28 protein-coding genes and 4 tRNA genes are annotated in these 26,462 nt (G+C 56.1%); 26 read left to right on the top strand and 6 right to left on the bottom strand.

Going from position 1 to position 26,462, the window contains the following annotated elements:
• Nucleotides 1-43: 43 nt before the first annotated feature.
• From GXP58_03975 to GXP58_03885, 19 genes are all read left to right on the top strand, one after another.
• Nucleotides 44-460 (top strand): PaaI family thioesterase, encoded by a 417-nt coding sequence (locus GXP58_03975; GenBank protein ID NOY52759.1) that lies wholly within the window; start codon nt 44-46, stop codon nt 458-460.
• A gap of 103 nt (nt 461-563) precedes the next feature.
• Entirely contained in the window at nt 564-1,058 is a 495-nt protein-coding gene (locus tag GXP58_03970) for a metallophosphoesterase family protein (GenBank protein NOY52758.1), read from the top strand.
• Nucleotides 1,059-1,236: 178 nt separating this feature from the next.
• Complete coding sequence (locus GXP58_03965; GenBank protein NOY52757.1) at nt 1,237-2,070, top strand: flagellar biosynthesis anti-sigma factor FlgM; 834 nt, start codon at nt 1,237-1,239, stop codon at nt 2,068-2,070.
• 89 nt (nt 2,071-2,159) lie between these two features.
• Nucleotides 2,160-3,353, top strand: a complete 1,194-nt coding sequence (locus GXP58_03960) for a phosphoglycerate kinase (protein ID NOY52756.1) — start codon at nt 2,160-2,162, stop codon at nt 3,351-3,353.
• 49 nt (nt 3,354-3,402) lie between these two features.
• Nucleotides 3,403-4,164: a triose-phosphate isomerase gene (locus GXP58_03955; GenBank protein NOY52755.1), complete on the top strand. Its 762-nt coding sequence runs from the start codon at nt 3,403-3,405 to the stop codon at nt 4,162-4,164.
• A 70-nt stretch (nt 4,165-4,234) separates the two neighbouring features.
• Nucleotides 4,235-4,846, top strand: a complete 612-nt coding sequence (locus tag GXP58_03950) for a sigma-70 family RNA polymerase sigma factor (protein NOY52754.1) — start codon at nt 4,235-4,237, stop codon at nt 4,844-4,846.
• Nucleotides 4,836-5,351: a hypothetical protein gene (locus tag GXP58_03945; GenBank protein NOY52753.1), complete on the top strand. Its 516-nt coding sequence runs from the start codon at nt 4,836-4,838 to the stop codon at nt 5,349-5,351. The genes GXP58_03950 and GXP58_03945 overlap by 11 nt, the downstream gene beginning before the upstream one ends.
• A gap of 86 nt (nt 5,352-5,437) precedes the next feature.
• A complete protein-coding gene (locus GXP58_03940) occupies nt 5,438-5,896 on the top strand; it encodes a hypothetical protein (GenBank protein ID NOY52752.1) in 459 nt (152 codons plus the stop codon).
• 178 nt (nt 5,897-6,074) lie between these two features.
• Nucleotides 6,075-6,485, top strand: a complete 411-nt coding sequence (gene secG / locus GXP58_03935) for a preprotein translocase subunit SecG (GenBank protein NOY52751.1) — start codon at nt 6,075-6,077, stop codon at nt 6,483-6,485.
• 89 nt (nt 6,486-6,574) lie between these two features.
• Entirely contained in the window at nt 6,575-8,224 is a 1,650-nt protein-coding gene (locus GXP58_03930; protein ID NOY52750.1) for a peptide-binding protein, read from the top strand.
• A gap of 110 nt (nt 8,225-8,334) precedes the next feature.
• A complete protein-coding gene (rpiB, locus tag GXP58_03925) occupies nt 8,335-8,775 on the top strand; it encodes a ribose 5-phosphate isomerase B (GenBank protein ID NOY52749.1) in 441 nt (146 codons plus the stop codon).
• Nucleotides 8,732-10,039 carry a serine hydroxymethyltransferase gene (locus GXP58_03920; GenBank protein ID NOY52748.1) on the top strand — a complete coding sequence of 436 codons (1,308 nt, stop codon included), beginning with the start codon at nt 8,732-8,734 and terminating at the stop codon, nt 10,037-10,039. Before rpiB ends, GXP58_03920 begins: the two co-directional genes overlap by 44 nt.
• Before the next feature lie 32 nt (nt 10,040-10,071).
• The gene (locus GXP58_03915) at nt 10,072-10,539 is read left to right on the top strand and encodes a cytidine deaminase (GenBank protein NOY52747.1); all 468 of its coding nucleotides are present in this window, start codon (nt 10,072-10,074) and stop codon (nt 10,537-10,539) included.
• Between the two features lie 10 nt (nt 10,540-10,549).
• Nucleotides 10,550-11,026: a transcriptional repressor NrdR gene (nrdR, locus tag GXP58_03910; GenBank protein NOY52746.1), complete on the top strand. Its 477-nt coding sequence runs from the start codon at nt 10,550-10,552 to the stop codon at nt 11,024-11,026.
• 18 nt (nt 11,027-11,044) lie between these two features.
• On the top strand, nt 11,045-12,367 hold the full coding sequence (gene rsxC, locus GXP58_03905) for an electron transport complex subunit RsxC (protein ID NOY52745.1): 1,323 nt from the start codon (nt 11,045-11,047) through the stop codon (nt 12,365-12,367).
• 233 nt (nt 12,368-12,600) lie between these two features.
• The gene (locus tag GXP58_03900; GenBank protein ID NOY52744.1) at nt 12,601-13,680 is read left to right on the top strand and encodes an RnfABCDGE type electron transport complex subunit D; all 1,080 of its coding nucleotides are present in this window, start codon (nt 12,601-12,603) and stop codon (nt 13,678-13,680) included.
• Between the two features lie 278 nt (nt 13,681-13,958).
• A complete protein-coding gene (locus tag GXP58_03895) occupies nt 13,959-14,558 on the top strand; it encodes an RnfABCDGE type electron transport complex subunit G (GenBank protein ID NOY52743.1) in 600 nt (199 codons plus the stop codon).
• A gap of 4 nt (nt 14,559-14,562) precedes the next feature.
• On the top strand, nt 14,563-15,156 hold the full coding sequence (locus GXP58_03890) for an electron transport complex subunit E (GenBank protein NOY52742.1): 594 nt from the start codon (nt 14,563-14,565) through the stop codon (nt 15,154-15,156).
• Between the two features lie 169 nt (nt 15,157-15,325).
• Nucleotides 15,326-15,988, top strand: coding sequence for a tetratricopeptide repeat protein (locus GXP58_03885; GenBank protein NOY52741.1), 663 nt, complete (start codon nt 15,326-15,328; stop codon nt 15,986-15,988).
• A gap of 195 nt (nt 15,989-16,183) precedes the next feature.
• On the opposite strand, the gene GXP58_03880 is transcribed toward GXP58_03885, so the two are convergent.
• The 6 genes from GXP58_03880 to crcB form a co-directional block, all read right to left on the bottom strand.
• Nucleotides 16,184-16,657, bottom strand: a complete 474-nt coding sequence (locus tag GXP58_03880) for a cyclic nucleotide-binding domain-containing protein (GenBank protein ID NOY52740.1) — start codon at nt 16,655-16,657, stop codon at nt 16,184-16,186.
• Between the two features lie 153 nt (nt 16,658-16,810).
• Complete coding sequence (locus GXP58_03875) at nt 16,811-17,224, bottom strand: hypothetical protein (GenBank protein NOY52739.1); 414 nt, start codon at nt 17,222-17,224, stop codon at nt 16,811-16,813.
• Nucleotides 17,225-17,232: 8 nt separating this feature from the next.
• A complete protein-coding gene (locus tag GXP58_03870) occupies nt 17,233-20,457 on the bottom strand; it encodes a hypothetical protein (GenBank protein ID NOY52738.1) in 3,225 nt (1,074 codons plus the stop codon).
• Nucleotides 20,458-20,561: 104 nt separating this feature from the next.
• The gene (locus tag GXP58_03865; GenBank protein NOY52737.1) at nt 20,562-21,713 is read right to left on the bottom strand and encodes a deoxyguanosinetriphosphate triphosphohydrolase; all 1,152 of its coding nucleotides are present in this window, start codon (nt 21,711-21,713) and stop codon (nt 20,562-20,564) included.
• Between the two features lie 37 nt (nt 21,714-21,750).
• Entirely contained in the window at nt 21,751-22,467 is a 717-nt protein-coding gene (locus GXP58_03860) for a DUF190 domain-containing protein (protein ID NOY52736.1), read from the bottom strand.
• 13 nt (nt 22,468-22,480) lie between these two features.
• Complete coding sequence (gene crcB, locus GXP58_03855) at nt 22,481-22,864, bottom strand: fluoride efflux transporter CrcB (GenBank protein NOY52735.1); 384 nt, start codon at nt 22,862-22,864, stop codon at nt 22,481-22,483.
• Between the two features lie 237 nt (nt 22,865-23,101).
• Here crcB and GXP58_03850 point away from each other — a divergent pair, with 237 nt between their 5' ends.
• The 7 genes from GXP58_03850 to GXP58_03820 all read left to right on the top strand — a co-directional run bounded on the left by GXP58_03850 (nt 23,102) and on the right by GXP58_03820 (nt 26,342).
• Nucleotides 23,102-23,293 (top strand): 4Fe-4S dicluster domain-containing protein, encoded by a 192-nt coding sequence (locus GXP58_03850; protein NOY52734.1) that lies wholly within the window; start codon nt 23,102-23,104, stop codon nt 23,291-23,293.
• Nucleotides 23,277-24,731: a cysteine--tRNA ligase gene (locus GXP58_03845; protein ID NOY52733.1), complete on the top strand. Its 1,455-nt coding sequence runs from the start codon at nt 23,277-23,279 to the stop codon at nt 24,729-24,731. The genes GXP58_03850 and GXP58_03845 overlap by 17 nt, the downstream gene beginning before the upstream one ends.
• A gap of 43 nt (nt 24,732-24,774) precedes the next feature.
• Nucleotides 24,775-25,467, top strand: a complete 693-nt coding sequence (gene rlmB, locus GXP58_03840; GenBank protein ID NOY52732.1) for a 23S rRNA (guanosine(2251)-2'-O)-methyltransferase RlmB — start codon at nt 24,775-24,777, stop codon at nt 25,465-25,467.
• Nucleotides 25,468-25,669: 202 nt separating this feature from the next.
• Nucleotides 25,670-25,746: transfer RNA gene (locus tag GXP58_03835), tRNA-Thr, on the top strand.
• A gap of 149 nt (nt 25,747-25,895) precedes the next feature.
• A tRNA-Tyr gene (locus GXP58_03830) sits at nt 25,896-25,980 on the top strand.
• Between the two features lie 53 nt (nt 25,981-26,033).
• A tRNA-Gly gene (locus GXP58_03825) sits at nt 26,034-26,110 on the top strand.
• 155 nt (nt 26,111-26,265) lie between these two features.
• Nucleotides 26,266-26,342, top strand: a tRNA-Thr gene (locus GXP58_03820).
• The last annotated feature ends 120 nt before the right edge of the window (nt 26,343-26,462 follow it).

Below are 26,462 nucleotides of genomic sequence, written 5' to 3'. Positions count from 1 at the left end.
TGAGATCTGTTTTGTCGGATTTCGGCAAAGGAATGAGAACTTCATGAAACTGCTTTCCGACGGGAAATGTTTTGTCTGCGGCCGGGAGAATCCTCAGGGGTTGCAGGTGTCTTTTGAGGTAAATCGGAAGGCGAAGACGATTAAGGCACGCTATCGTCTTTCCGCTGCCTATCAAGGATATGCGGGGATCATTCATGGCGGTGTGCTTGCCCTGCTCCTGGATGAGGCGATGGTCAAACTGGCCTGGGAACTGGGGCTCCCCGCAGTTACGGGAGAGATCACCGTCCGGTTTCCGGCACCCCTGTCCACGGAAGAAGAGGTCGAAATCGTCGGCCGGATCCTTCGGGAGGACCGCCGGATTCTCCTGGCCGAGGCCCATGCCGAAGATCCGGACGGTACCGTTGTGGCCGAGGCCCATGGGCGGCTCTTCCGGCAATCCGGTACTCCTCCGGGAGTATGATCACCTCTGAACGCTGGTAGTGAAACCGGACGTTCATTTCGGTATCGGTGTGGGGGCTGTTGTATTTGGACACTGAGGTTTTTTTCAAAAAGAGGGGCCCGCCATGATGAGGATCGGTGTTTTATCGGATACTCACAACAATCTCCCCGACTCGATTCCGGCACTCTTCGACGGGGTTGATCTGATCCTTCATGCCGGCGACATCGAGTCGCCGCAACTGCTGATGCGGTTGCAAAAGGTCGCGCCAGTCATAGCCGTACGAGGGAATATGGATCCCCCCTTTACCCCGGACCCTCTGCCCCGCTTTCGTATGGTGCCTCTGGAGGGGAAAAGGGTTTTGGTGACCCACCGGGTCGGGAACCCGAAGCACCCCCCCCGGTTGTTGAAAGAGCGTTTGCAGCAGGTCCGGCCCGATGTGGTTGTCTTCGGCCATACCCACCATCCCTGCAATGAGCGGATCGGCGGGATCCTCTTTTTTAATCCCGGTACGGCAGGGAATATGCGCGACGGCCGGTCCCTTTCCGTTGGGTTTCTTGAAATTGATGATGGAGATATCCATGGGGGAGTGGTATATCTGGATCGTCATGAACGTTTTTAAACACTATATGTAGGGTTCTCAACAAATCATATACAATATGTGGATAAGTTTTTTCTTTCTCCAACCCCTGAATATCGTTCGACTTTTCCTCAAGAGGTTCTCCTATATATGGTGTTTTTCCACATTTTATATACAATATGTGGATAAGTCGGCCGGAAAATGTGCGGCTTGGAGAAGAGTGTCCGGCCGGTCGGTCGGGGTACTTATCCTCCTGCTTCTCGTATTCCCTTCCGTCTCTTTCGGCGGGACTTTCCCCGCTCCTTATCTCTCCCCGGAACAGGATCGGACCATCCTGACGGCGGAGTCGATGGTCATGGACCGGCGCTACCGGGAGGCGGATGCACTCTTTGACCGGATGGAAAAGAACGATCCCGGCTCCCTCCTTCCGAGCATGGGACGGCTGCTCAGTCTCATGGTGCAATCCCTGGAGAAGGGGGCCCCGAAGGCCCGGCTGGAAGAGGAGTTTGCCGCCGAATTTCCGAAGAATCAAGCTCGGATGAAGGAACTGGAACGGCGGGGGAACTTAAATGCCTGGGATCATTTTCTGCTGGGAGGGTCCCTCGGGGTGCGGGGGCTTTATGAGTTGAATCACCGACGATACTTTTCAGCCTTCCTGCACGGGATGCGCGCCCTTTCACAGATCCACAAGGTTGCCGCACTCGATCCGGGAATCCACGATATTGCCTTCGCCACGGGGCTCTATAAATATTATCGGAGTGTCAAGACCCGCTATCTATGGTTTCTCCCCTTTGTCGGGGACCGGCGCGAGGAGGGGCTGGCGGAGATCCGGCAGGCGCTTGAACAGGGACACTATGCCGTGCCGGCCGCCAAGATCGCCCTGGTCATGTTGGCGGAACGGGAAGGGACGGATGCCGAAGGGATCCGGCTGGGCAGAAAATACCTTCGGGAGTATCCGAACTGCAAGCTGATCCGGGATGCCCTGGAAACGATGGAGCAGCGAAATCCGATACGTGCCGGCCGGGCTCAGTCCGTTGCGGCGAGCCGGTTTTGAAGGGCTTTGTATCTTGACAACCACTGTTCGGTCGATTACGATATGTGAATTACTGCATGAATCCAGGTGGTTCTTTCGAGGAGTGAAGAGTGGACAAGAAGACGATTGAAGATGTGCAGATGAAGGGAAAACGGGTTTTTATCCGGGTTGATTTTAATGTTCCCATGGATGAGGACGGGAATATTTCCGATGATCGCCGCATCCGGTCGACCCTCTCCTCCATCAACTACTGTATCGACCATGGAGCGAAGGTCGTTCTGGCCTCCCACCTGGGACGTCCCAAAGGAAAGGTGCGGAAGGAGTTTTCCCTGGCTCCCGTTTCCCGGCGACTGGGGAGGCTCCTGAACAAGGAGGTTGCATTCGCCCCCGATTGCGTGGGGGAGAAGACCCGTTCGATGATTGATGCCCTGGAGCCCGGCGATGTCCTCCTCCTGGAAAATCTCCGTTTTTATCCCGGGGAGGAGGCGAACGACGAAGCCTTTGCCGGAGCGCTGGCGGAGGGGGTTGACATCTATGTGAACAATGCCTTCGGTACGGCGCATCGGGCGCATGCCTCGACCTATGGGATCACCCGTTTTGTCCCCGTATCGGTGGCCGGTTTTCTCATGAAGCGGGAGATCGACTATTTCGAGAAAGTGATTTCCGATCCGGTCCGGCCCTTTGCGGCAATTCTCGGGGGGTCCAAGGTTTCCGGGAAGATCGGGGTGATCCGGAACCTGATTGACCGGGTGGATAAAATCTTTGTCGGTGGTGGGATGATGTTTACCTTCCTCAAAGCGGCCGGTTACGAGGTGGGCAGATCGATTGTCGAAGAGGAGATGATCGATCTCTCCCGGGAGGTGCAGCGAAGGGCCCGGGAAAAGAAGGTCATGTTCTATCTCCCGATCGATGTGGTCGTGGCCGACCGGATTGATGCCAAAGCGAATACCAAAACGGTGACCTTCCAGGAGATCCCTTCCGACTGGTACGGCCTTGATATCGGACCGGCCACCTGCCGTTATTTTTCCCTCGCCCTGCAGGGGGTGAAAACGGTCGTCTGGAACGGCCCCATGGGGATGTATGAACTCGATCCCTTCAGCCGTGGAACGACCTATATTGCACGCTCTGTGGCGGACTGTTTTGCCACGACGATTATCGGCGGCGGTGATACGGCCGATGCGGTCAACCGTGCCGGAGAGGCGGATAATATGACCTTTATTTCCACGGGGGGCGGGGCTTCCCTGAGACTCCTGGAGGGGAAGAACCTGCCGGGGATTGAAGGTCTTTCCGATATAGACGGCTGATGCAAAGCCTTTTCCATACGAATCCGACAATCCGTGAGGAGGGAAAATGATGCGCAAAATCATGATTGCCGGGAACTGGAAGATGCACAAAACCGTTCCCGAGGCCGTTGCGCTTGTGGAGGGACTGAAAGAGAAGGTCGGTGATGCCGAGGCGGTTGAAGTTGCTGTGGCCCCCCCTTTCACGGCCCTTACGGCGGTTCATCAGGTACTGAAGGGGAGCCGGATTGCTCTTGCGGCCCAGAATCTCCATTATGAAAAGGAAGGGGCCTTCACCGGAGAGGTCTCCCCGGTGATGGTCCGGAGCGCGGGATGCCGTTACGTAATCCTGGGACATTCGGAGCGGCGCGGGATCTTCGGCGAGTCCAGTGAGACGGTGAACCGGAAGGTGCGGTCGGCCCTGGACGCAGGCCTGATGCCGATCCTCTGTGCCGGGGAATCCCTGTCCGAACGGGAGGAAGGGAAAACCATGGAAGTCGTCGGGGATCAACTCCGGCAAGGTCTGGCGGGGATTTCCGACCAGGAGATCTCCCGAATCGTTATCGCTTACGAACCGATCTGGGCCATCGGAACCGGGAAAACGGCGACGCCGGAGCAGGCGAACGAGGTCCATTCCCGTGTCCGGAATCTTCTTTCCGAACTCTACGATACGGAGGTGGCGGCACGGATCCGGATTCTTTACGGGGGAAGCGTCAAACCTTCCAATGCACGGGAACTGCTGGGATGTACTGATATTGACGGAGCACTGGTGGGTGGGGCCAGCCTGGCGGTGGAATCCTTTGTCGGTATCGTCCTTGCCGGCACTCCTTCCTGATCCTTTCGACGCAACTCAAAACTCCATCTCCCTGACATGAAATAGAATATTTCAGGGATCGGATCGTCTAATGAGAAGAAAGAGAGCCCCGGTGCCGGAAGAGCTGGAGTGGGTACGCCGGTCCCGGAAGGGAGACAAAGAGGCCTTCTCCCGGCTGGTCGAACGATACCGCAAAAGGATCTACGGCCTGACCTACGGGATGTTGGGGAACCGGGAAGATGCCCTCGATATGACGCAGGAGACCTTTTTAAAGGCCTATCGCTCCCTTCCGGGGTTCCGGGGCGGGAGCGATTTTTATACCTGGTTGTACCGTATCGCCTACAATCGGGTCATCGACCACTATCGGAAGGAAGGGCGGAAACGGCACGTGGAATATGACGATACCTATCTCCCCTCCGACGAAGAGAGTATCCGTACTCCTCCCTCCTCGTATTTCAACCCGGGGCGGGAACTGGAGAAGAAGGAGCTGGGGCGGGTGATCACCGATGCCGTTCAGTCGCTGCCGGAACAACAGCGGGCGGTGATCCTTCTGCGGGAGATCGAGGGGCTTGCCTATGAGGAGATCGCAGCCTCGCTCGGGATCCGCAAGGGGACGGTCATGTCGCGCCTCCATTATGCACGGCAGAGGCTTCAGGAGATCCTGCGGCCCTATCTGAAAGAAGGTGAGATCGGTGAAGGATAAGTGTCAAGGGATCCATTACCTTCTCGGTGCCTGGCTGGACGGGGAACTCCCGAAGCGCAAAGCGGGACGGATTGCGGAACATCTGGAGTCCTGCCCGGTCTGCCGGGCGGAAGTCGACCGGATCCGGGCGGTCCGGAACCTGCTGCGGGAGGGCTTTTCCGCTGCGGTGGCCGTGGAGGACGGGGCGCTTTCTTCCCTCCATGAACGAATCATGCGGCAGATCCCGTTCGTGAAAGGGGGCGACACAAGGGGGCCGGAGAGAACGAGGTTTTGGACTCCCATCCTCCGGTTCCGGCCCGTGACTCTCACCCTGACGGTGACGGTCCTGCTCGTATCGGCGGTTTTCTTTGTCGTTTACAAACCGGCGCCGACTGTGATAAAAACAAGCTCGGTAAATGACTGTATTGTCGAGGATGTCGAAAGCGGGGACCGGACGATCCTCCTTTTCAAGACCCACGGATCCGATATGACGGTCATCTGGGTCACAGGAAATCGGGATGTATGACACAATGTGATCCATTCCCTGCCGGGAGAGGCGGGGCCGTTATTCTTCCAAGCAATTGATACATTTTCTGAGGAGGCGCCTGGGAAATGGGGTGGAACATGAAACGGTACGGGGGGATCTTCTTCGGGGTCGCTCTGATCCTGATGTGGGGGGCTGCGGTGGTTCCGGCCGATGCCGGGGTTTTTCATATTGACGTACAGGTCATTCTTGCCTCCAATTCGGATGAGGGATTCGACCCCCGTCTCCTTGCCTTGAAAAAGGATTTGCTGGCCTTGAATTATATCTCCTTCCAACTCCTGGACAGTCAAGGGCTTGCCGTGGAGCGGGGGGAAACCGGTCGGCTGCAGGTGCCCGGCGGGCGGGTGATGGAAGTAACGCCTGAGCGTTTCTCGAAGGGGAAAATCCTGCTCCGTGTCAGAATCAATCAAGGCGAATCCTCGATTCTGACGACCCGTTTGCGGATTGAGGATCACGGGACGGTGATCCTCGGCGGTCCGCCTTACCGGCACGGGTTCCTGGTTCTGGCGGTGACGGCCAATCGGTAGATCCTGCCGGAAGGTTCCCGGTGACGGTTCAGTTCCCCTCTCTTTGTCGGCGGCAGTTCCGGTTTTTGTTTTCCGATTCCGGGGCCTGATTTCTATTTTCCCGTTTTCTATCTTGTATCTTCCCCCCGATTTGTGATAATAATCTACGATCAATAGATGATTGAAAGGAGTCAAATTCATGGTCCCATTGCTCGTAGTTGTACATGTCATCGTCTGTATCATTCTGATCATCATCGTTCTGCTCCAGGGAGGCAAGGGGGCGGAGATGGGCGCCGCCTTCGGAGGGGCGAGTCAGACGGTTTTCGGAAGCGCCGGTCCCACCGATTTTTTAGGGAAACTGACTGCCTGGGCGGCGGCCATCTTCATGGTGACCTCCCTGAGTCTGGCCTACTTTTCGAGCGGAAAGGTTGCTCCCTCCGTTGTCGATAAGGTTCCCATCCGAACGGAACAGAGGGTTCCCAAACTCCCCGTGTTGCCCGGCGGACTGAACCAGTCCCTGCCGCCGGTATCGAAAGGGTCGAACCCTGCAAGTGCACCGCCTGCTTCGACTCCTCCGGCCCCGGCAAAATCCGTACCGACCGGGAAGTAATCCGCTCATCAGCACTCTCCGGTGGGGAGACTGCCGGAGGTCTTCCTGCGGCGTCGGAAAGGAGTGATCCCTTGCTTCGGCGGACAGATATCGTTCGTTCAAAACTGTTGGTCGGTTGTCTGCTTCTCCTTCTGGCATTCTCCGGTTGTTCCTCCCGGGACGATGTTCCAAAGAAGAGTGCCTCCGCAGCACAGGATGAGAATCCGGTGACGGGTGGGACGATCATTGTGGCCTCGATCGGCGATGCCAAACGGCTCAACCCGGTCATTGCCAATGACAGTGCCTCCGGTGATATCAACGGGCAGGTTTTTAACGGTCTGATCAAGTACGACAAGGATCTCCACTTCGAGGGGGACCTGGCCGAGTCGTGGGACGTTTCCGATGACGGCCTGGTCATCACCTTTCATCTCCGTCCCAATGTCCGCTGGCAGGACGGGGTTCCCTTTACGGCTGATGATGTCCTCTTCACCTATCAAAAACTGATCGATCCCAACGTTGCGACCCCTTATGGCGCCGACTATGAACGGGTGGCCAAGGCCGAGGTCCTCGATCCCCTGACCTTTCGGGTGACCTACAAGGAACCCTTTGCACCGGCCCTGGAGAGTTGGAGCATCGGGATCATTCCGAAACACCTCCTCGCTGGAAAAGACATCAATACCGACCGCTTCAACCGCCATCCCGTGGGGACCGGCCCCTACAAGTTCAAGGAATGGCTGACCGGCCAGAAGATCGTCCTCACGGCCAATGATGACTACTTCAAGGGACGTCCGAATATCGACGAATATATCTACCGGATCATTCCCGACCCGGCGACGATCTTCCTTGAACTGAAAGCGAAAGGGGTGGATTCCATGGGACTCACCCCCCTGCAGTATCAGCGCCAGACGAAGACCGCCTTCTTTCGGGAGAATTTCCGGAAGTTCCGTTATCCCGCAAACGGTTATACCTATCTCGGCTACAATCTGAGGGATCCGAAATTTTCCGAGAAGAAGGTGCGTCAGGCCCTCGCCTATGCCATCAACAAGGAGGATATCATCAAAGGGGTCCGGCTCGGCCTCGGTTCCGTTGCGACGGGTCCTTATCCTCCCCACTACTGGGCCTACAATCCGAAAGCACGGCGATATCCCTATGATCCTGAAAAGGCCCGGAGGATGTTGGCCGATGCCGGATGGGTCGATACCGACGGTGATGGGATCCTCGACCGTGACGGACAACCGTTTCAATTTACGATCATTACCAACCAGGGGAACGATGAACGCAAGCAGGCGGCGGAGATCATCCAGCAGAATCTCAGGAAGGTCGGAATCGCAGTGAAGATCAAGGTTGTTGAATGGCAGGCCTTCATCAACCAGTTTGTCGACAAACGGAACTTCGAAGCGATCCTCCTCGGCTGGTCGATCGGGGTCGATCCGGACAATTATATTATGTGGCATTCCTCCCAGACCGGACCCAGCCAGTATAACTTCGTCTCCTACAGGAATCCGGAGGTCGACCGGCTTTTAGTCCTCGGACGGAAGACCTTTGACCGGAAGAAGCGACAGGAAATCTACCGGAAGATTCACGCCATCCTTGCCGAAGACCAGCCTTACTGCTTTCTCTATGTCCCGGATGCCCTGCCGATTGTCAATGTGAAATTCCACGGCATCCGGCAGGAAAAGGCGGGGATCTGGTACAATTTTGAGGATTGGTGGGTACCGAAGCGTTTGCAGCGGCCTTCCGCTCCGCAACTCCTTCCCTGATATCCCAAGCAAAAACCGGGATTTTTCTTGACCGGGAAACCGGAATTCAGTATGATGCACAAGTTTTTGTAACCACGGAGGACCGCATGCGGTCCGGGAAGGAAATGGGGATGAGAATCGCCCTGGGAGCGGATCACGGCGGGTATTTGCTGAAGAATCAGATTTGCAAGATCCTGACGGGACTCGGTCATGACGTGACCGATTTCGGCTGTAGTGATGCGGCATCCGTGGACTATCCCGATTATGCCGAAAAGGTGGCACAGGGGGTATCGGAAGGGGTCTTTGACCGGGGGATCCTGATCTGCGGCACCGGGATCGGGATGTCGATTGCCGCCAACAAGTTTCCCGGTGTTCGTGCAGCCCTCTGCCACAATATTTTTACCGCCCGGCTTTCCCGGGAGCATAACAATGCCAACATTCTGACCATGGGCGAGCGGGTGATCGGAAGCGGTCTGGCCGAGGAGATGGTCCGGGTCTGGGTGGAAACGGATTTCGAAGGCGGGCGGCATGCCCGGCGTGTCGAAAAGATCTGTGGTTTTGAGTCGAAGTGACGAAAGAGAAGGTCTTGGATTGTTAAGAGAATTGGATCCGGAAGTGGCGGATGCCCTGCGGGATGAGGCCCTCCGGGAAAATGAACAGATTGTTCTGATCGCGTCGGAGAACTACGTCAGTCAAGCGGTCCTCGATGTGCAGGGGTCGGTGATGACGAACAAGTACGCTGAGGGGTATCCGGGGCATCGCTACTACGGCGGCTGCGAGAACGTGGACCGTGTGGAACAGTTGGCGATCGACCGGGCGAAGAAGATCTTCGGTGCCGAGCATGTGAATGTCCAGCCGCACTCCGGGACCTCGGCCAACCTGGCGGTTTATCTGACCGTACTCGAACCGGGGGATAAGATCCTGGGGATGTCGCTCTCTCACGGGGGGCATCTGAGCCACGGAGCCTCCGTGAACATTTCAGGCAAACTCTATGGGTCCCATTCCTACGGGGTCTCCCGTGAAACCGGACGGATCGATTACGACGAGGTCCGGGAGACGGCCCGGACGCTTCGTCCGCAGATGATTGTTGCCGGCGCATCGGCCTATTCCCGGACGATAGATTTTGATGCTTTTCGCAGTATTGCCGACGAGGTCGGCGCTTATCTCATGGTGGATATCGCCCACATTGCAGGCCTCATCGCGGTGGGGCTCCATCCCAACCCCACGCCGCTTGCCGATTTCGTAACGACGACGACGCATAAGACCCTGCGCGGCCCCCGGGGGGGGATGATTTTCTGCAAGGAGAAATTCGGTCGGGCTCTGGATCATACGATTTTTCCCGGCATGCAGGGAGGGCCTCTCATGCACACCATCGCGGGAAAGGCCGTGGCCCTGAAAGAGGCGATGCTGCCGACCTTCAGGGAGTACCAGGCGCAGGTCATCAAGAATGCCCGGACCATGTCGGAGGAGCTGCAGGATCGGGGGTACAGAATTGTCTCCGGGGGGACCGACAACCATCTTATGCTGGTTGATCTCAGTGAGACGGGGATTTCCGGTGACCGGGCCGAAAAGGCGTTGGATCGTGCCGGAATTACGCTGAACAAGAATGTAATTCCCTTCGATACGGCGCCGCCGACCATCACCAGCGGTATCCGGATCGGGACGCCGATTATTACGACCCGGGGAATGAAGGAGGAGGAGGCCCGCAGGATTGTCGATTTTATTGATCGGGTTTTGCAGAATATCGATTCGGAGGAGGTTGTCCGGTCGGTGCGTCAGGAGGTGGCGCAATTGAACGAAAATTTCCCCGTCTATACCGACCGGCTGGCGGAATGAAGGATCATCTCTTTACCGGAGCCCTCAGGAATATGAAGCGTCCCTCCTGGGAAGAATATTTCATGGACATCACCCATATGGTGAAGAGCCGTTCCACCTGCCTGCGCCGTCATATCGGTGCGGTGATCGTCAAGGATAAGAATATCCTGACGACCGGTTACAATGGATCCCCTTCGGGGACTCGTCATTGCCTTGAAATCGGCTGTCTCCGGGAACAGATGAATGTCCCCTCCGGTGAGCGGCACGAACTCTGCCGGGCCCTCCATGCGGAACAGAACGCCATCATTCAGGCCGCCAAGCATGGGATCAGTATCGAAGGCGCCGATCTGTACTGTACCAATCTTCCCTGTATGATCTGCTCGAAGATGATTATCAATGCAGGGATTCGCAGGATTTATTACGAAGGTGATTATCCGGATTTACTCTCCCGTGAGATGCTGGCGGAAGCCGGTGTGGAGTTGATCCAATGGCACGATTCGGAAGTGGGGGAAGTCCCTTGAGGAGGCTCCCGTGAAATGTCCGTTCTGCGGTCACAAAGAGAACAAGGTCGTCGATTCGCGCCTGCGGCGCGAAGGAGATGTCATCCGTCGACGTCGGGAATGCCTGCAGTGCGAACGCCGTTTCACCACCCACGAGCGGGTGGAAGAAATCCTTCCGATGGTGATCAAGAAAGACAACCGCCGGGAACCTTTCGACCGGAAGAAGATCCGGGACGGGATCGTCAAGGCCTGTCAGAAACGGGGGGTCAGTATGGACACCATCGAGTCGATGGTGGACAAGATCGAGCGGAAGTTCCAGGAGCGGATGGAAAAGGAGATTGCAAGCGGGGAGATCGGCGAGGAGATCATGTCCCTTCTCCATCAGACCGATGATGTTGCCTACGTCCGGTTTGCCTCGGTCTATCGTTCCTTCAAGGATATCGAAGATTTCATGCATGAACTGCAGGAGATTATTCAAGTCCGGGGGCGGCAGTCCGGAGAAAAATAATTTTTCAAGGTAGATAATTTGAAGACACTTACCTTTCCGGCAGGGGGGATTCACCCTCCCGAAGAAAAACACTATACGGAACGGAAAACGATCGAAAATCTTCCGCTGCCGAAGCGGGTTGTCATCCCCCTGCAGCAGCATATCGGAGCTCCCTGTGAAGCTCTGGTCAAGGTAAAAGAAACCGTTTCCGCTGGGCAGCCGATCGGCGGTGCAAAGGGGTTTGTCTCGGCGCCGGTCCATGCCTCCATCTCCGGGATCGTGACCGCCGTGGCACCCATGCCGCACGCAATCGGGCGGGATGTTCCTTCCGTTGTGATCGACTCCGACGGGGAAGACCGGAAATTCGACGGCCTTTCGGGATGTGAGGATTTTCTTTCTCTTTCTCCCGGGGAATTGAAGACAAAGATCCGGGACGCGGGGATCGTCGGCATGGGCGGGGCGACCTTCCCGACCCATGTGAAGCTCTCCCCGCCGGCCGAGAAATCGATTGATACGGTCATCGTGAATGGCGTGGAATGCGAACCGTTCCTGACGGCCGATCACCGTCTCATGCTGGAGGCGCCGGAGAAGATCCTCGGCGGTCTTTCGATTCTCATGAAAGTTCTGGGGGTCTCGCGAGGGGTTGTCGGAATCGAACGGAATAAGCCGGATGCCATCGAGGTGATGTCCCGGGAGGCTGTATCCCTTCCGGGGATTGAGGTGGTTCCCCTCAAGGTGAAATATCCGCAGGGGGCGGAGAAGCAGTTGATCAAGGCCATCCTGAACCGGGAAGTCCCTTCGGGTGGGCTGCCTATGGATGTGGGGGTGGTGGTCCAGAACGTGGGAACTGCGTCTGCCATCTACTGTGCTGTTCATGACGGGATGCCGCTCATTGAACGGGTGACGACCGTTACCGGCCCGGGCATCCGGGATCCGAAGAACCTCCGGGTCCGGATCGGGACCCCCTTCTCGGAGCTGATCGACTACTGCGGCGGGTTTAAAGGCAAAAGAGGGAAGGTCATCTCCGGCGGCCCCATGATGGGAATGACCCAGTACTCACTGGAAGTCCCGGTGATCAAGGGTACTTCGGGGATCCTGGTCTTCCGGGAGGAAGACCTGAAACTGAAAGATTCCCGCCCCTGCATTCGGTGTGGAAAATGTGTGGAAGCCTGTCCCATGCGGATCAACCCGAGTCTGTTGGGTGTCTACGTGGAGGCGGGCGTCATGGACGAACTGGAAGGGAACCGGATCCTCGACTGTATCGAGTGCGGCTCCTGTGCCTTTATTTGCCCGGCCGCCCGGCCGCTGGTGCACCTGATCCGGTTCGGCAAGGCCGAGGTGATGGCCCGGAAGAAGAAGTAACAGGCAGAGGGGCAAAGGGGCAGAGGCACAGAGGGGCAAAGGCAAGATCAAAAGCATTGACCACGGGGAGCACGGGGGAAAATCTTAGGGACAGGGGAGCAGGGGATTGCTCTTAATCTTCATCGTAACCTTAATCCATTTTTAAGATCATCTGGTTAGGATTAAGAGTAAAATTGCGAGTAAGAATGCCTGACAACAACAAACCGGGTACGTAAGGATCGGTCACAGGGATTATGGCGGAAGAAAAAAAAGAGACAACGTCGAAACCGGCGCCGAATGAGAAAGGGAATAAGGCGCCGGTCAAGAAAAAGGAAGAGGCCGCTGCGGAGCCGCTGGTCCTTTCCTCTTCTCCCCATATTGCAAGCGGGGAGTCGATCCCTCTGTTGATGCACAATGTGATCCTGGCGCTGGTACCGGGCCTGCTCGTCGGGCTCTATTTTTTCGGTTTTGATGCCCTCCGGGTCCTCCTGATTACGACCGTTACGGCGATCGGGTTTGAGGTACTCCTGCAACGGATCATGCATCGTACCGTGACGGTTGGTGATCTGAGTGCCGCCCTGACGGGAATTTTGCTGGCCATGAATCTGCCGGCCGGCGCCCCCTGGTGGCTCTGCGTCGTCGGAAGCGGTGTCGCCATTATCATCGGAAAACAGCTCTACGGGGGGCTGGGGTACAACCTGTTCAACCCGGCTCTTGTCGCCCGTGTGGTCCTCCTGATCTCCTGGCCCGTCCAGATGACGACCTGGCCGAAGGCGCAGCCCTTTTTCCAGCGGGGGGTCGACACCGTAACGGGGGCCACGCCATTAGGAAGAATGAAGGAGTCCATTCTTCTCCATCATGACCTTTCCGGAATCGCTCATCTCTCCCTCATCGATCCCTTCCTGGGGCATGTCGGCGGGAGTTTAGGTGAGATCTCGGCCCTGGCCCTGATCATCGGGGGGCTCTACCTGATTGCGAAACGGGTGATCACATGGCATATTCCTTTCAGCTTTTTAGGGACGGTTCTGGTGATTGCGGCGCTCTTTCACGGCATCGATCCGAACCGTTATGCTCCGCCGCAGTTTCATCTGGTCACGGGCGGACTGATCCTCGGCGCTTTCTTCATGGCCACCGACCTGGTTACCAGCCCGGTGACCCACCGGGGGATGCTGGTCTTCGGCGTGGGGTGCGGCCTGATCACGATGACGATCCGTTTCTGGGGCGGCTATCCGGAAGGAGTCTCCTTTGCGATTCTCCTGATGAATGCCGCAACCCCGCTGATCGACCGATGGGTGAAACCGGGGACCTTCGGAACGCGGGGGAACGGGAATTAGAAATTAGGAATCAGAAATTTGATGGTGTCGTAAAAAGTCGTTTTCGGATTCCGTTCATGGTTCGACAGGCTTCCGAGCATGTGGTTCGGCAAGCTCACCATGCTCGGAAGCCGGCCGAACCACACGAACGGAATATCAATGACTTACACCGTTCGCCCTGAGCGTGTCGAAGGGTCGAACGGACTTTTTACGACTTCATCAAATTTGTAAATAGCGATTCGAAATCGGGAACCGGAAAACAGGAATTGGGAAATTGAAATCGGGAATCGGATGGTGCGATGCGTGATACTCTGAAATTAGTGATCGTCCTGGGACTCTTCTGTATCCTGTCCGCCGGGATTCTGGCAAAGGTCTATGATGTGACGAAGGGACCGATTGCCGAGGCCAAGGCGGAGGAGGTCCGCCGGGCCATCAAGGCTGTTTTACCTCCGTACAACAACAAGGCCGATGCCGAATTTGTCGATAAGATCATCGGCAAGGACGGAAAGGGAAACGATATTGTACGGAGGGTTTATATCGGAAAGAAGGACGGCAACGTTGTGGGCCGGGCCTTCCTGGTTGTGGCACCCGACGGCTACGGCGGTCCCATCGAGATCATGATGGGGGTGAACCCGAAAGGGGTGATCACGGGGATCGAGATCATCAGTCTTTCCGAGACGCCCGGATTGGGGGCCAAAATCTCAAGTGTTAAGACCTGGCCCGGCCGGGGAAGCGGACCCGGGGGGCTGATCGGGAAATCCCTGAAGAACAACCTCAAGGTCAAACGGGACGGCGGAGAGATTGATCAGATTACCGGTGCCACCATCTCTCCCCGGGCGGTGGTCAAAGCCGTGAAGAAAGGGCTGGAGTTCTATAAGAGGGAATTCCGGGAGAATTGATCTAATGAAAGCGATACACGAATTTACCAAGGGTCTCTGGAAAGAGAATCCGACCTTTCGACTGGTCCTCGGGATGTGCCCGACGTTGGCGGTGACGACGAGCGCAGTCAATGGATTCGGTATGGGGGCGGCCACCCTTGCGGTCCTGGTCTGTTCCAACGCGGCCGTCTCCCTTCTGAGGAAGGTCATCCCGCGGGGCGTCCGGATTCCTGCATTCATCATCCTGATTGCCTCCTTCGTGACGGTTGTAGATCTCATGATGAATGCCTTTGCCCACGATCTTCATAAATCTTTGGGGCTCTTTATTCCCCTGATTGTTGTGAACTGTATCATCCTGGGGCGGGCGGAGGCCTTCGCTTCTCAATATGGTGTTTTCTATTCCATCCTGGATGGTCTCGGGATGGGGGCCGGTTTTACTCTCTCCCTTACACTGCTTGGAAGTATCCGGGAAGTTTTGGGGAACGGATCGCTCTTAGGGGTTGCCCTCTTCGGGAAGGGATATCTCCCGATGCTTTTGATGATCCTCCCCCCCGGTGCTTTTTTCATGCTCGGTTTCCTCATGGCGGCCATGAATCGGCTGGAACGGAAGTCCTCTTAGTTGTTGCTTCGGATGGAGTTTGCCTCTCATCTATCTTCTCCGGCTCCCGGTTCGTCCAGAGGGGGGACGGAAGAACATCAATCCCGTAAGAGAGAGGTGCTCATGTCACGTCGAAGGATGCCCTTTTCTCCGTTCCTCCTCCTGATTTTCGTTTGACTGATCCTGTCCGTTGCCTGCGGAACCATCAAAGAAAAAAACGAACTATCTCAATCGGAGTAAAAAATACTATAGCGAAGAGAAATACAAGGAGGTCCTGATTGAGTTCAAGAATGTCCTCCAGATTGACCCGAAATACGCGGAGGGCTATTATCAGATGGCCCTGACATATCTCAAACTGCAGCAACCCTGGCAGGCCTACGGAAGCCTGCTGAAGACGGTGGAACTCGATCCCGACCGCCTTGACGCCCAGATTGCGATCGGCGAGATTCTGCTCATTGCCCACCGGATTGATGCCTCGCTGAAGAAGGCGCACCTTGATATGAAGCGGAAGGGCCCCGGTGCGGCGATCGACGAGTATTGTGTCGTACTGAAGGACCGGTCTGACGATCCTGATCTCTACCTGCGGGTGGGCCTAGCGCACCTGTTCAACAACGAGCCGCTCTTGGGAGAGGAGTCATTAAAAAAGGCCTTGCAGCTCAAGCCGGAGATTGTCAAGACGAGGATGGCCCTTGCCGGTTATTACCTCAAGGCAAAGAAGTATGCTAATGCCCGGGAACTGGTGAATAAGTTGATCAAGAAACATCCGGATTTTTTCGCGGCCTATCTCGTGCAGGAAGAGACCGCCCGGATGACCGGTGATACAGCGGGGGCCATATCAGCGCAGAGAAGATGATCAAGCTGAGACCGGACGCCCCCGACGGTTATTTCCGGCGCGGTTTTATCTATCAGGTGCGGAAGAAGATAGATCTTGCACTCACCGATTACTGTTTTTCTTGTCGGTTCTATTGTGGGTTCAGTCGGCCGGTGCCGTCCTGATCGCAGAGCATGACCGGACGGTTCTCGAGTCGGCCCGAGTCAGGGAAGGCTTTCAGAAGATTGAAGCGATCCGATCGTAGGTTCGCCGAAGTCTGGCGCTGGTGGTGAGAAAAATGTGTTTGAGAAGCTTCAGTCCCAGCATGGGGTGTTTGGAAAGGAGTTTCTCAAAATTCCGGTTGGAGAGAATCACGATCTCCGCCGGTTCGATAATTTCCGCACTGACGGATCGGGCGTTATCGGTTAACAGACAGAGTTCCCCCACGACGGAACCCTGTCCATAGGTCCCGACGATGACGTGCTTTCCCTCGAATTCGGTCTTCTTCTTGATTCCCAACCGTCCGGATACGATGAATGCCGCCGAGTTGTCTTCATCTCCCTCCCGCCAGATCATTGTTCCCGCAGGTTTTTTCCGGTAATCACAAAACTCCATAAAATCTTCCACCTCTTCCTCCCGGAGAGTACTGAAAAACCTGAAGTTTTTCTGCAATCTTTTACACAGGTCGTTTCCCGCGGCAACCATTGGCATTGTCTTACCTTCCTGAAATGATGATCCGTGATGTGCTGAAAATGTGAAGATCGTTATCTCTCATATCGGCAGAAAGAGGGAGGAAGTTTAGAAGAATTCATGAAAGGAGGGAGAAAGAGAGGATTGATCTCGCCGTAACATTCCGGCGGGAGGCTATTTTTTATCCCGATGGGGGATCTGCAGGGGTGGGTGATGTGCCCATCTACGAAGCCGGTTCACGGGATGATAGACGGCGCTGTGACGGATCAGCCACCGTTCCAGGGCCGGTTTTCCAGGGAAATTCGTCAGAATGATTCCGATGAGGATCGTCAGGATCCCCTGGCCCGGGAGAAAGAGCATGGCGATTCCCCCCGCAATGAAGAGAATTCCCAGGAGATTCTTGATCACGAGTACGAAGATCCTGATTGCCGGATGACGATATTGCCGACGGTTGTGCGGTCCGGCGGTGCGGGTAAAATAGTCTTCCGGAATCCGGACAAGCAGCAGCGGGATCGTAAAGAGGGTTCCCGCGAAGGTGAGGATCGACACAAAGCCCATCCAAAGCAGGACGACTTCGTGTAATTTCATCCACTGGATCATGGCCGACCCTTTTCACCTTTCCGGCAGATCTCTCCGTATCGACAGTAAGGGGGACAGTTTTTCTCTCCCGGGGGGAAGCGTCCATGCCGGATCTCTTCGACATAGTTTCGGACATACCGTTCGGAGATTTCTTTCCACTCCTGCCGGCCTTGCCCGGCCGGATTGATCAGGCATTTCCTGCTCCCTTTGCGGAGCAGGACAAAGGAGGCATGACCGAGTTCCCGGCCGTCGGCGAAGGCCCCCAGCGCCCACGCGGCATAGACCGGGAGTTGGAGGGTTTCCCCCTTTTCGATTCCCGATGGCCCCGGCGGTTTACTGCCGCCCGTCTTGTAGTCGAGGATGGAAAAGTGCGGCGGTTCCCCGTCCTTCAGATCAATCCGGTCGATCTTTCCCTCCATCCGGATTTCGCCCGATTCCGAAGGAAGGATCAGCGGATCCGGCGAGGAGAGGGGATCTCTCCGGGAGACATCCTTCATCCCGAAAGTTACTTCGAAATGGGAGGGGATTTCTCCCGTTGATTCAAAGGCCTCTATTTCATCCAGAAGAAAACGGTCCAGGACATCCCGGATCTCTGTCTGCCGAATCTCCCAGATTTTCCGGTGGCCGGGGATTCCCCCTTTTTCCACCCGGGCCAGTTCTTCTTTCTCGATCCGGTCCAGCCTCTTTCGGGCGGCGGCAAGGGCGGATTTCGTGACCGGCCCCTCCATCTCACGGAAAAAACGTTCCAGGATCCGGTGATAGAGACTTCCCAGATCAAGGGCTCCCACCTCTTCCTCCACTTCCTCCACGGGGCGAAGTTTGAGTTCCCGTTCACAGAAGTATTGAAAGGGACAGGCGGCGTATCGTTCCAGGGCCGTGACGGAGTAATTTCCTTCTCCCTGCCGGATTCCGCGGGCTGCGTCGGGGCCGAGATGTCCCAGATAGCTTCCGTTTACTTCTTTGCGAGCCTGTTGCACTGTAAGGCCGTGGCAGAGGGAACGACAGGTCTCCCACCGCTCCCGGAGAAGGAGCTTCAGGAGGGAGGGAAAATCCGGTTCCTCCGTGACGGGACGGGAGAGGGCCCGGAAGGTATACTCGAGCAGTTCGCCGGGACGGTATAGCGGCTTTTCGTTCGTGAGAGGGTCTTCCGAGGGTAAAGGATCGTTCAAGTAGCGGCAAGTGACCTTGATCCTTTGGGAGAAAAGGGCACCGAGGATGTCGAGGTAGCTGGAGGGGAGGAGGGGGTGTCCTTCCCCGTCGGTCCTCGGACGGGAGAGGATCAGGAAATGTTCGGCGGCGCCGACGGCAAAACGGAAAAAGAGGTCCTCTTCCTCCCGCTGCTGGGAGCGCAGGGGGATCCATCGGTTGGGGCCGAAATGCTTGTTGAGCCGTTGCCGGTCGGATTCGCTGAAAAGGGGACTTGGGGAATGGTTCCGCGGAAAGATTCCTTCCACCAATCCTCCGATCAGAACCGCCGGTCTGGAAAGCCCCCGGATGCCGAGTGCGTCCGTCACCAGGACGGCATCTTCTTGCGGAGGGTCGGGGGAGTAGTTCTTTTCCGCCAGCGTGAGAGAGAGGAGCCGGACGAAGTCGGCAAGAGAGACCCTCTGTAACCCCATCTGTTCCCGGGAGAGCTGTTCGAGAAGTTCCTGCCACTCTCGGAAGGCGGTCTGGTCCCGGTGAACCAGATCGAGATCGTCTCTTTCGTAGATCTGTTCTTTCAGGTGAAAGGTGTTCCGGAGATGCTCCAGCTGTTCGATGAATTCCGGGATCGTGGCTTCCGACGGAAGATCGGCAAAGAGGTCAAAGAAGCTCTCCAGCACATCCATGCATTTCCTGTAATCCTTGATTTTCGAACGGCACCGGTCGATCCTCTCCTTGTGTCCTTTTTCGTCCCGGTCGGTTCCGTAGCTTTCCTGCAGGTACTGTTCTCGGGTCGTGAGTAGATCCAGCCGTGACTTGAGGCGCATCTTCCATTCATCGCGCCCCCCCTGAATCATGGCCTCCCGCGCAAGGGTGTCGATCCGTTCCGGTGTGATCGTGCTCCGTTCAAGAGGTTCGAAACGGAGATAGGAAGAAGCCAATAGACGAAAGACTGCGTCGCGACGGTATCCGGAACGGGGACATTCCAGCAGTGCCGTTACGGTCCTGATCAGAGGATTGTTCCTGAGGGGCAGGCCCGAAGTCAGTTGATGGGGAATTCCGAAAGAGCGGAAGATCTCCCGGACCTTTTCCCGGTAGTCGCTGAGGTTCCGGAAGACGACCGCCATATCATGGAAGGAAAGTCCATGTTTTTTGTGAAGTTCCCGGATCCTTCGGGCCATCTCCTCCACTTCGCGATACCTTCCGGGTACCTCCAGGAGCTCGATGCTCTCATCACCGGGGACCGGTTCGGGTTTTACCGCCGGGGTCGAAAGGCATTGCTGCAAGTGGTGCAGGGCCTTCGCCGGGGTTTCCTCTTTTCTCTGGGAAGAACGGATCTCCGCTCCGGGAAGAAAATGTTGCAACCGCTTCAGGCTCCTCACGGTGACCGGGGAGGAGAGCGGGGCGTCCAGAAAAATGGAAAGTTCTTTCAAATCCGAAAGGGTGGAGAGGGCGGAGAGAAACCCTGCTTGAAGAGGTGTAAAGTCATAAAACCCGGTTACGATGATCTCACGGAGAGATGTGAAAGATCGGGAGGGCGCTTTCCGGATCCCCTCCGCCGCCAGGCGGAGGAGGTCCTCCCGGTCCAGGATTCCTTGTGCCGTCCGGTATTTTTCGTATTTCCGGTAGATTTCCCCCAAGGCCCGTAGATGCGGATTGTCCCGGACGGGCGGAGATGCTTCAAATTCTTCCGGGGGGATTCCCGCTTCCTTGAGCGTACGGATAAAATCCGTGGTCAGAGAAAGCATTCCCCGTGTTTCCCGGATCTCCCCGAACGGTTTCAGGGGGGGCAGGGTGGAGAGGATGGAATGAAGCCGCCACTGCCGGGCCGGAGTACTGCCGATCCGACCGGGAAAAGAACCGTTTTGAAATATGTCCCGGGCAAGGTCCAGAAAGGTCATGAGCCGGAGCCCGAGAAACCCCGGTACCGATTCCTGTTGCAGCAGGGCCTCCCGGATTTCTTCAACCATCCGGTTTGACGGGACGAGAATCAGGAGTTCGGAACATCGGTTCGACCGTACATAGGGCAGGATGCCATTGAGGATTCTCCGGCGTTTTCCGGGCCGGGAAGATTCGGTGATGATCTTTACGACTGACATGGCATGATTCTTTGAAGTGTATCCGCGGCAGATGATCGCGATTGTCTAAACCGTGGTGATGAAAGAATAACGGTTCCCCGATTCCTGATTCCCGAGCCCTGGACTTACGTCCGTTCAAAAGGTTCAAAGAGCTTCTTGTATTCGTCCAGGGCGTAGCGGTCGGTCATTCCTGCGATGTAATCGGCGATGATCCGTTGTTTTCCCGCCTTCTCCATCATGCGGTAGTATTTTTTCGGCAGAAGGGTGGGATTCTCCATGTAAGTCTCAAACAGGGAGGTGAGGACCATTTTTCCTTTGATTCGCATCCGCTCGACACGATAGTGCGTATAGAGGTTGTGATAGAGGAACCGTTTCAATTCCGTGTTCTCTCTGTGGGTTTCCGGGCTGAAGGAGATAATCATCACGTTCTTCTCCCGCATATCTTCCAGGGAGCGGATGTCGTGTTCCTTCAGAAGGGCCGTTGAATGCTCCACCAGATCATTGATGAGAAATCCGATGAGATGGCTGATGGCCTGATATTTTTTTCGGGTTTCGTCGATTTGCGGCCATTGCCTCTCGATCTTTGTGAAAACACGTTCGACGAGGGGGACGGCGTCCCGGAGTTCCTTCCGGTCCAGCATACCCGAGGTCAGTCCGTCATCGATATCGTGATTGTTGTAGGCGATCTCGTCCGCGAGGTTGATGATCTGGGCTTCAAGCGTCGGGACCACGCCGGGATGATAATCCTGCATCTCCGTAATGGAGGGGTTGTCGTGATAGGTGGAGTGCTTGATGATTCCTTCCCGCGTCTCGTAGGTAAGGTTCAGACCGGAAAAGTCCGGGTATCGCTCCTCCAGCTCTTCCACAATCCGGAGGCTCTGCCGGTTGTGTTCGAACCCGCCGTGCTCTTTCATCAAGTCGTTCAGGACATGCTCGCCCGAATGGCCGAAGGGGGTGTGCCCAAGGTCGTGCGAGAGGGCAATTGCCTCGGCCAGTTCTTCATTCAGCCCGAGGGCGCGGGCCGTGCCCCGTGCGATCTGGGCCACCTCAAGGGAATGGGTCAGCCGGGTTCGGTAGTAGTCCCCTTCATGGTTGACGAATACCTGCGTTTTGTATTCAAGACGACGGAAGGCAGCGCAGTGGATGATCCGGTCCCGGTCGCGCTGAAAGGCGGTCCGGTTGTCCTTGAACGATTCCTGATAACGTCGTCCCCGGGACCGCTCACTTCTTGCCGCATAGGGAGCGAGATCAGGCCGTTCTTTCCGGTAGGAGTGCATGAGTTTTACCCCGGAGTTTCTTTGTTGATGACGGTCTTCAAATCATTTCGGGATCGCCCGCACCGTGGGTGTATTTAATGACGTCCACGTCGGATAGGACGACAATTCCTTCGGAGACCATGTCATCCAGGACGGGAAGGACCTTCCGGATGGTTTCCTCGGTATCGATGATGGTGATCAGAACAGGCATCTCCTTCCCGCGGGAGAGAAACCGGATCTTGTGGTAGCGTTTGTGCGGGCCGTAGCCTGCGAATGCCTTGTAGACGGTGGCGCCGGCGATGTCCATCATGATGAACCGTTTCACGATCGCTTCGTAGAGGGGTTCCCCCTCCCATTTATGGTCCTCCCGGATGATGACACGAAGCATCTTCGCCTTGCCTTGAAGTTTCATTCGTTTTTTTACCTCCTCGTTGCTTTCCTGGGCGTTTTTGCAGCACTTGATTACTTCCGTGTCGCTGATTTCGACGAGACCTTTTTCAACGATCTGGTAGATGTCCGGGAGAACCCGGTTGATCATCTCCTCCGAATCGACGACCTCGATCTTGACCGGCATATCCCCGGAAAGGGTGAGCATCTTGGACGAATGATAGACCCCCTTGCTTCCGAAGCCTGCCGATCCACGGAAGACGCTCACGCCGGCTACCTTCTTTCGGTGAAGAATGTCGACCACCGCTTCGTGGACCGGTTTGTTGCCATGACTGTCCGATTCATCCACGTAGATGGTCAGTTTCTTTGCCGGACCTTTTTTAACCATAATTTCTCCATGCTTAAAGTTTCCGTGCCAGTGATTCGCCTAACTTGAGGGCGCCGAAGCCGATGATCAGGCTCAGGAAGACATTCAGCGAGGCCAGTATAAACTCTCCGTCGAAGAGAAGCGCCCCCGTTTCGTATTCGAATGTAGAGAAGGTCGTAAAAGCGCCTAAGAATCCGACGGTCAGGAAGAACCGGAGTTGCGGACTGGCCATGACCCTCTCCGCGAACAGGGTCATGAGCAGGCCGATGAGGAAGCAGCCGGCCACATTAACGAAGAAGGTTCCGAGGGGGAAGGCTCTGCCCCAGCGCTGACCGATCCAGGCGCTCGCGAGATAGCGGAGGATGGCACCGAAAAAGCCGCCGAAACCGACGAATAAGGTGTTCAGGAACAGTTGCATTTTTAATCCTTGCCTTCCGGATTTTCAGGATGTTATATTATTTTTTCAATCATTATCATATGTTGGAATTTTTTGAAAGTAAATTTTGCGGATCTCATGAACGGCGAAGTAAACAGTATCCGGATACAAGGCGCGAAGGTTTTGACGACGAGAGAGGCGTTCTGGCTTGTGTGCCGTAGCGAACTCAAAACCTGATCAACGCAGTGGATGGATTTTTTGTGAAGCCGTAAACTTGTTATGTCTTTTATCATCACCACGGAATGCGTCGGTTGCGGTGCCTGTCAGGCCACCTGTCCCGTTGATGCCATCGAGGAGGGGGAGGTCTTCCGGGTCCTTGATGCCTGCATCGAATGTGGCGCCTGTCTTGGTGTCTGCGCCGTGGGGGCGATCATCGTAACGGAGGAAGAAAAAGATGCTCCGCGTCTATAATACCCTGACCGACGGCAAGGAGGAGTTCCGGCCGATCCATCCCGGGGAAGTGAAGATGTACGCCTGTGGTGTTACGGTCTACGATCACAGCCATATCGGCCATGCCCGGGGGGCGGTGGTCTTCGACATGATCCGCCGTTATCTGGCCTACCGTGGGTTTTCCGTGACCTATGTCCGCAACTTTACCGACGTGGACGATAAGATCATTAAACGATCCAACGAGGAAGGGGTTGCCGCCGGAGAGATCGCCGAGCGGTATATTGAAGAGTACCGGAAGGATATGGCGGCCCTGGGAGTGGAACGGGCCGACATCGAGCCGAAGGCAACGGAGCATATCAAGGAGATCATTGATCTGGTGAAGAAGCTGGTGGAGAAGGGACATGCTTACGAGGCCGGGGGCGATGTCCTCTTCGAGGTTGCAACCCTTCCTGCCTACGGGAAACTTTCGAAGCGGAAACTCGACGAACTCCAGGCCGGTGCCCGTGTCGAGGTGGACGAGAAAAAGAGAAGTCCCCTCGATTTTGTCCTCTGGAAGGCCTCGAAGGAGGGGGAGCCCGCCTGGGAGAGTCCCTGGGGGCCGGGCCGCCCCGGTTGGCATATCGAATGTTCGGCCATGAGCCAGGCCCACCTCGGGGAGTCGATCGACATTCACGGCGGCGGCAAGGACCTGATTTTTCCCCACCACGAGAACGAAATCGCCCAAAGCGAGGCGGCCACGGGGAAACCCTTTGTCCGCTACTGGCTCCATAACGGTTTTGTCAATATCGACCAGGAGAAGATGTCGAAATCGTTAGGGAACTTCTTCACGATCAAGGAGGTTCTGGAGAAGTTCAATCCCGAGGCGGTCCGCCTCTTCCTGCTGACCACCCACTACCGGAGCCCGATCGATTTTTCCGACCGGAACCTCCAGGATGCCGATCGGGCCCGCCGCCGGATCTATAATTTGCTTCAGACCGTGGATCGCCTTCTGGCCGATGGGGGGAAGGAATGCACGGCAGAAAGGGACGACGGTACAGCCGAGGTGCGCCGGGAGGTGGAGGCGATGTTCCCCCGGTTCGAGGAGGCCATGGACGACGATTTTAATACGGCCAAAGCCCTGGGAAATCTCTTCGAAGTGGTCCGGGTGCTGAACGGGGCCGTGCAGGACCTCACTTCTTTACAGGGTACGGCCCTGATGCCTTTGCTCCGCAACTTCCGGGAAAACATGGAAAAGATCGGCGCGGTACTCGGCCTCTTCCGGGAGGCGCCCGAATCCGTTCTGAAAGGGAACGCCGACGAATCCTCCCACCGGATCGAGACGATGATCGAAGAGCGTCTTGCGGCCCGGAAGAACAGGGACTGGGCGGCTGCGGACCGGATTCGGGATGAGTTGGCGGCCCGGGGGGTTCGGCTGAAGGATCGGCCCGACGGGACAACGGACTGGGAGTGGGAACGGTAAATGGTGGAATATATCTTCGGGATTCATCCCGTGGAAGAATTGCTTGCCGGATCGGGCCATTGAAGAGGTCTGGATCCGGAAGGGGTCGAGAAACCCGAAGATCCGGCGGATCGGGGAGGAGGCGCGCCGACGCTCCCTGAAACTCCATTACGAAGAACGGACTCGTCTCGATCGTCTTGTCCCCGGAGGGATACACCAAGGGGTGATCGCCCGCTGTGGTGAAAAGACGACACTTCCTCTGGAAGATCTGCTTGCACTCCCTGCCCGGAAAGGGGAAGACCCTTTTTTTCTGATTCTGGACAGCGTGGAAGATCCCGGGAATTTGGGTGCCGTGGCCCGGACGGCCGTGGCCGCGGGTGTGCACGGTCTGATCGTGCCGAAAAAAGGGGCGGCTCCCCTGGGTGGTGTGGCCTTCAAACGATCGGCCGGCGCCCTGGAACGGCTCGCCGTGACGAGGGTTACCAATCTTGTTCGAACGATTGAAGTCCTTAAAAAACAGGGGGTTTGGGTGATCGGAACGGGCGCGGCCGGGCAGGAGTGCTACCGTGATGTCGATCTTTCCGGGCCCGTGGCGCTGGTGGTTGGCGGGGAACGAGGGGTGCGCAGGCTGGTTCTCGATGTCTGTGACCGGGTGGTCTCAATCCCGATGGAAGCGGGAGTCGAATCGTTGAATCTCTCTGTTGCGGCGGGATTGATGCTCTATGAGGTGTGCCGGAACCGGCTGGAAAAAAAATGAGTATTCTTTGATTTTTTCCTTGAAATCGAACTTGAATTAGTCTATTTTACCAATTTACTTTGAGAAATTGTCTCCAAGGGAGGCATGTTTTCAAAGGAGGCAGCGTTGCGGCACCGAAATGCCGGGGTGATCCGACCGCCTGCTGCGATCGGATTGCAACCTGCCGTAATATGAAGAGGGCCACGTAAGGCAAGTGTCGATTGCCGATGTAGCTCAACCCGGTAGAGCAACTGATTTGTAATCAGTAGGTTGTCGGTTCAATTCCGGCCATCGGCTCCAGGTAATCGGGTGATTGGAAACTGGAAAATAGAAATTAGAAACCTGTGAGACGGGACATTCGTCTGATAAATGCGGAGAGACAAATTCGCAGTTAAGAAAAGGTTCCGCTATCTTCTTAATTCCTGATTTCCAATTTCTAAATGATCGTCGGGGAGGTTCCCGAGCGGCCAAAGGGAACAGACTGTAAATCTGTCGGCGAAGCCTACGGAGGTTCGAATCCTCCCCTCCCCACCATTATTCATTGTGAAAACGGGTCAAAAATATTTGAACCGTTTTCACAATGAATTGCGGGAGTAGCTCAGTTGGCTAGAGCGTCAGCCTTCCAAGCTGAGGGTCGCGGGTTCGAATCCCGTCTCCCGCTCCAGATAGCAGACAGTCATTGGGAATCAGAAAATGGAATTTGGAAATGGGGTGTTTGGGAAACAGCGAACAGGAGAACGCTGGCTCCGGAAGGCATCGGCAACAGGAGATCTTTTAGATGAATTTCCAATTCCGGATTTCCGGTTTCTGACTTTTCCGGCCCACGTAGCTCAGTCGGTAGAGCGCATCCTTGGTAAGGATGAGGTTCACCGGTTCGATCCCGGTCGTGGGCTCCATAACCATTAAGATAGTTCAAGCCGTTTAAACGGTTTGAACGGTTTGATTTGAATAAGGAGGAAGACCGATGGCAAAGGCAAAATATGAGCGGACGAAGCCCCACGTCAATATCGGGACGA

The sequence above is a fragment of the Deltaproteobacteria bacterium genome (assembly GCA_013151235.1).
Lineage (GTDB): Bacteria > CG2-30-53-67 > CG2-30-53-67 > CG2-30-53-67 > CG2-30-53-67 > JAADIO01.
The sequence above is the reverse complement of the archived record's forward strand: the minus strand, read 5'-3'. Positions and strand labels throughout refer to the sequence as shown.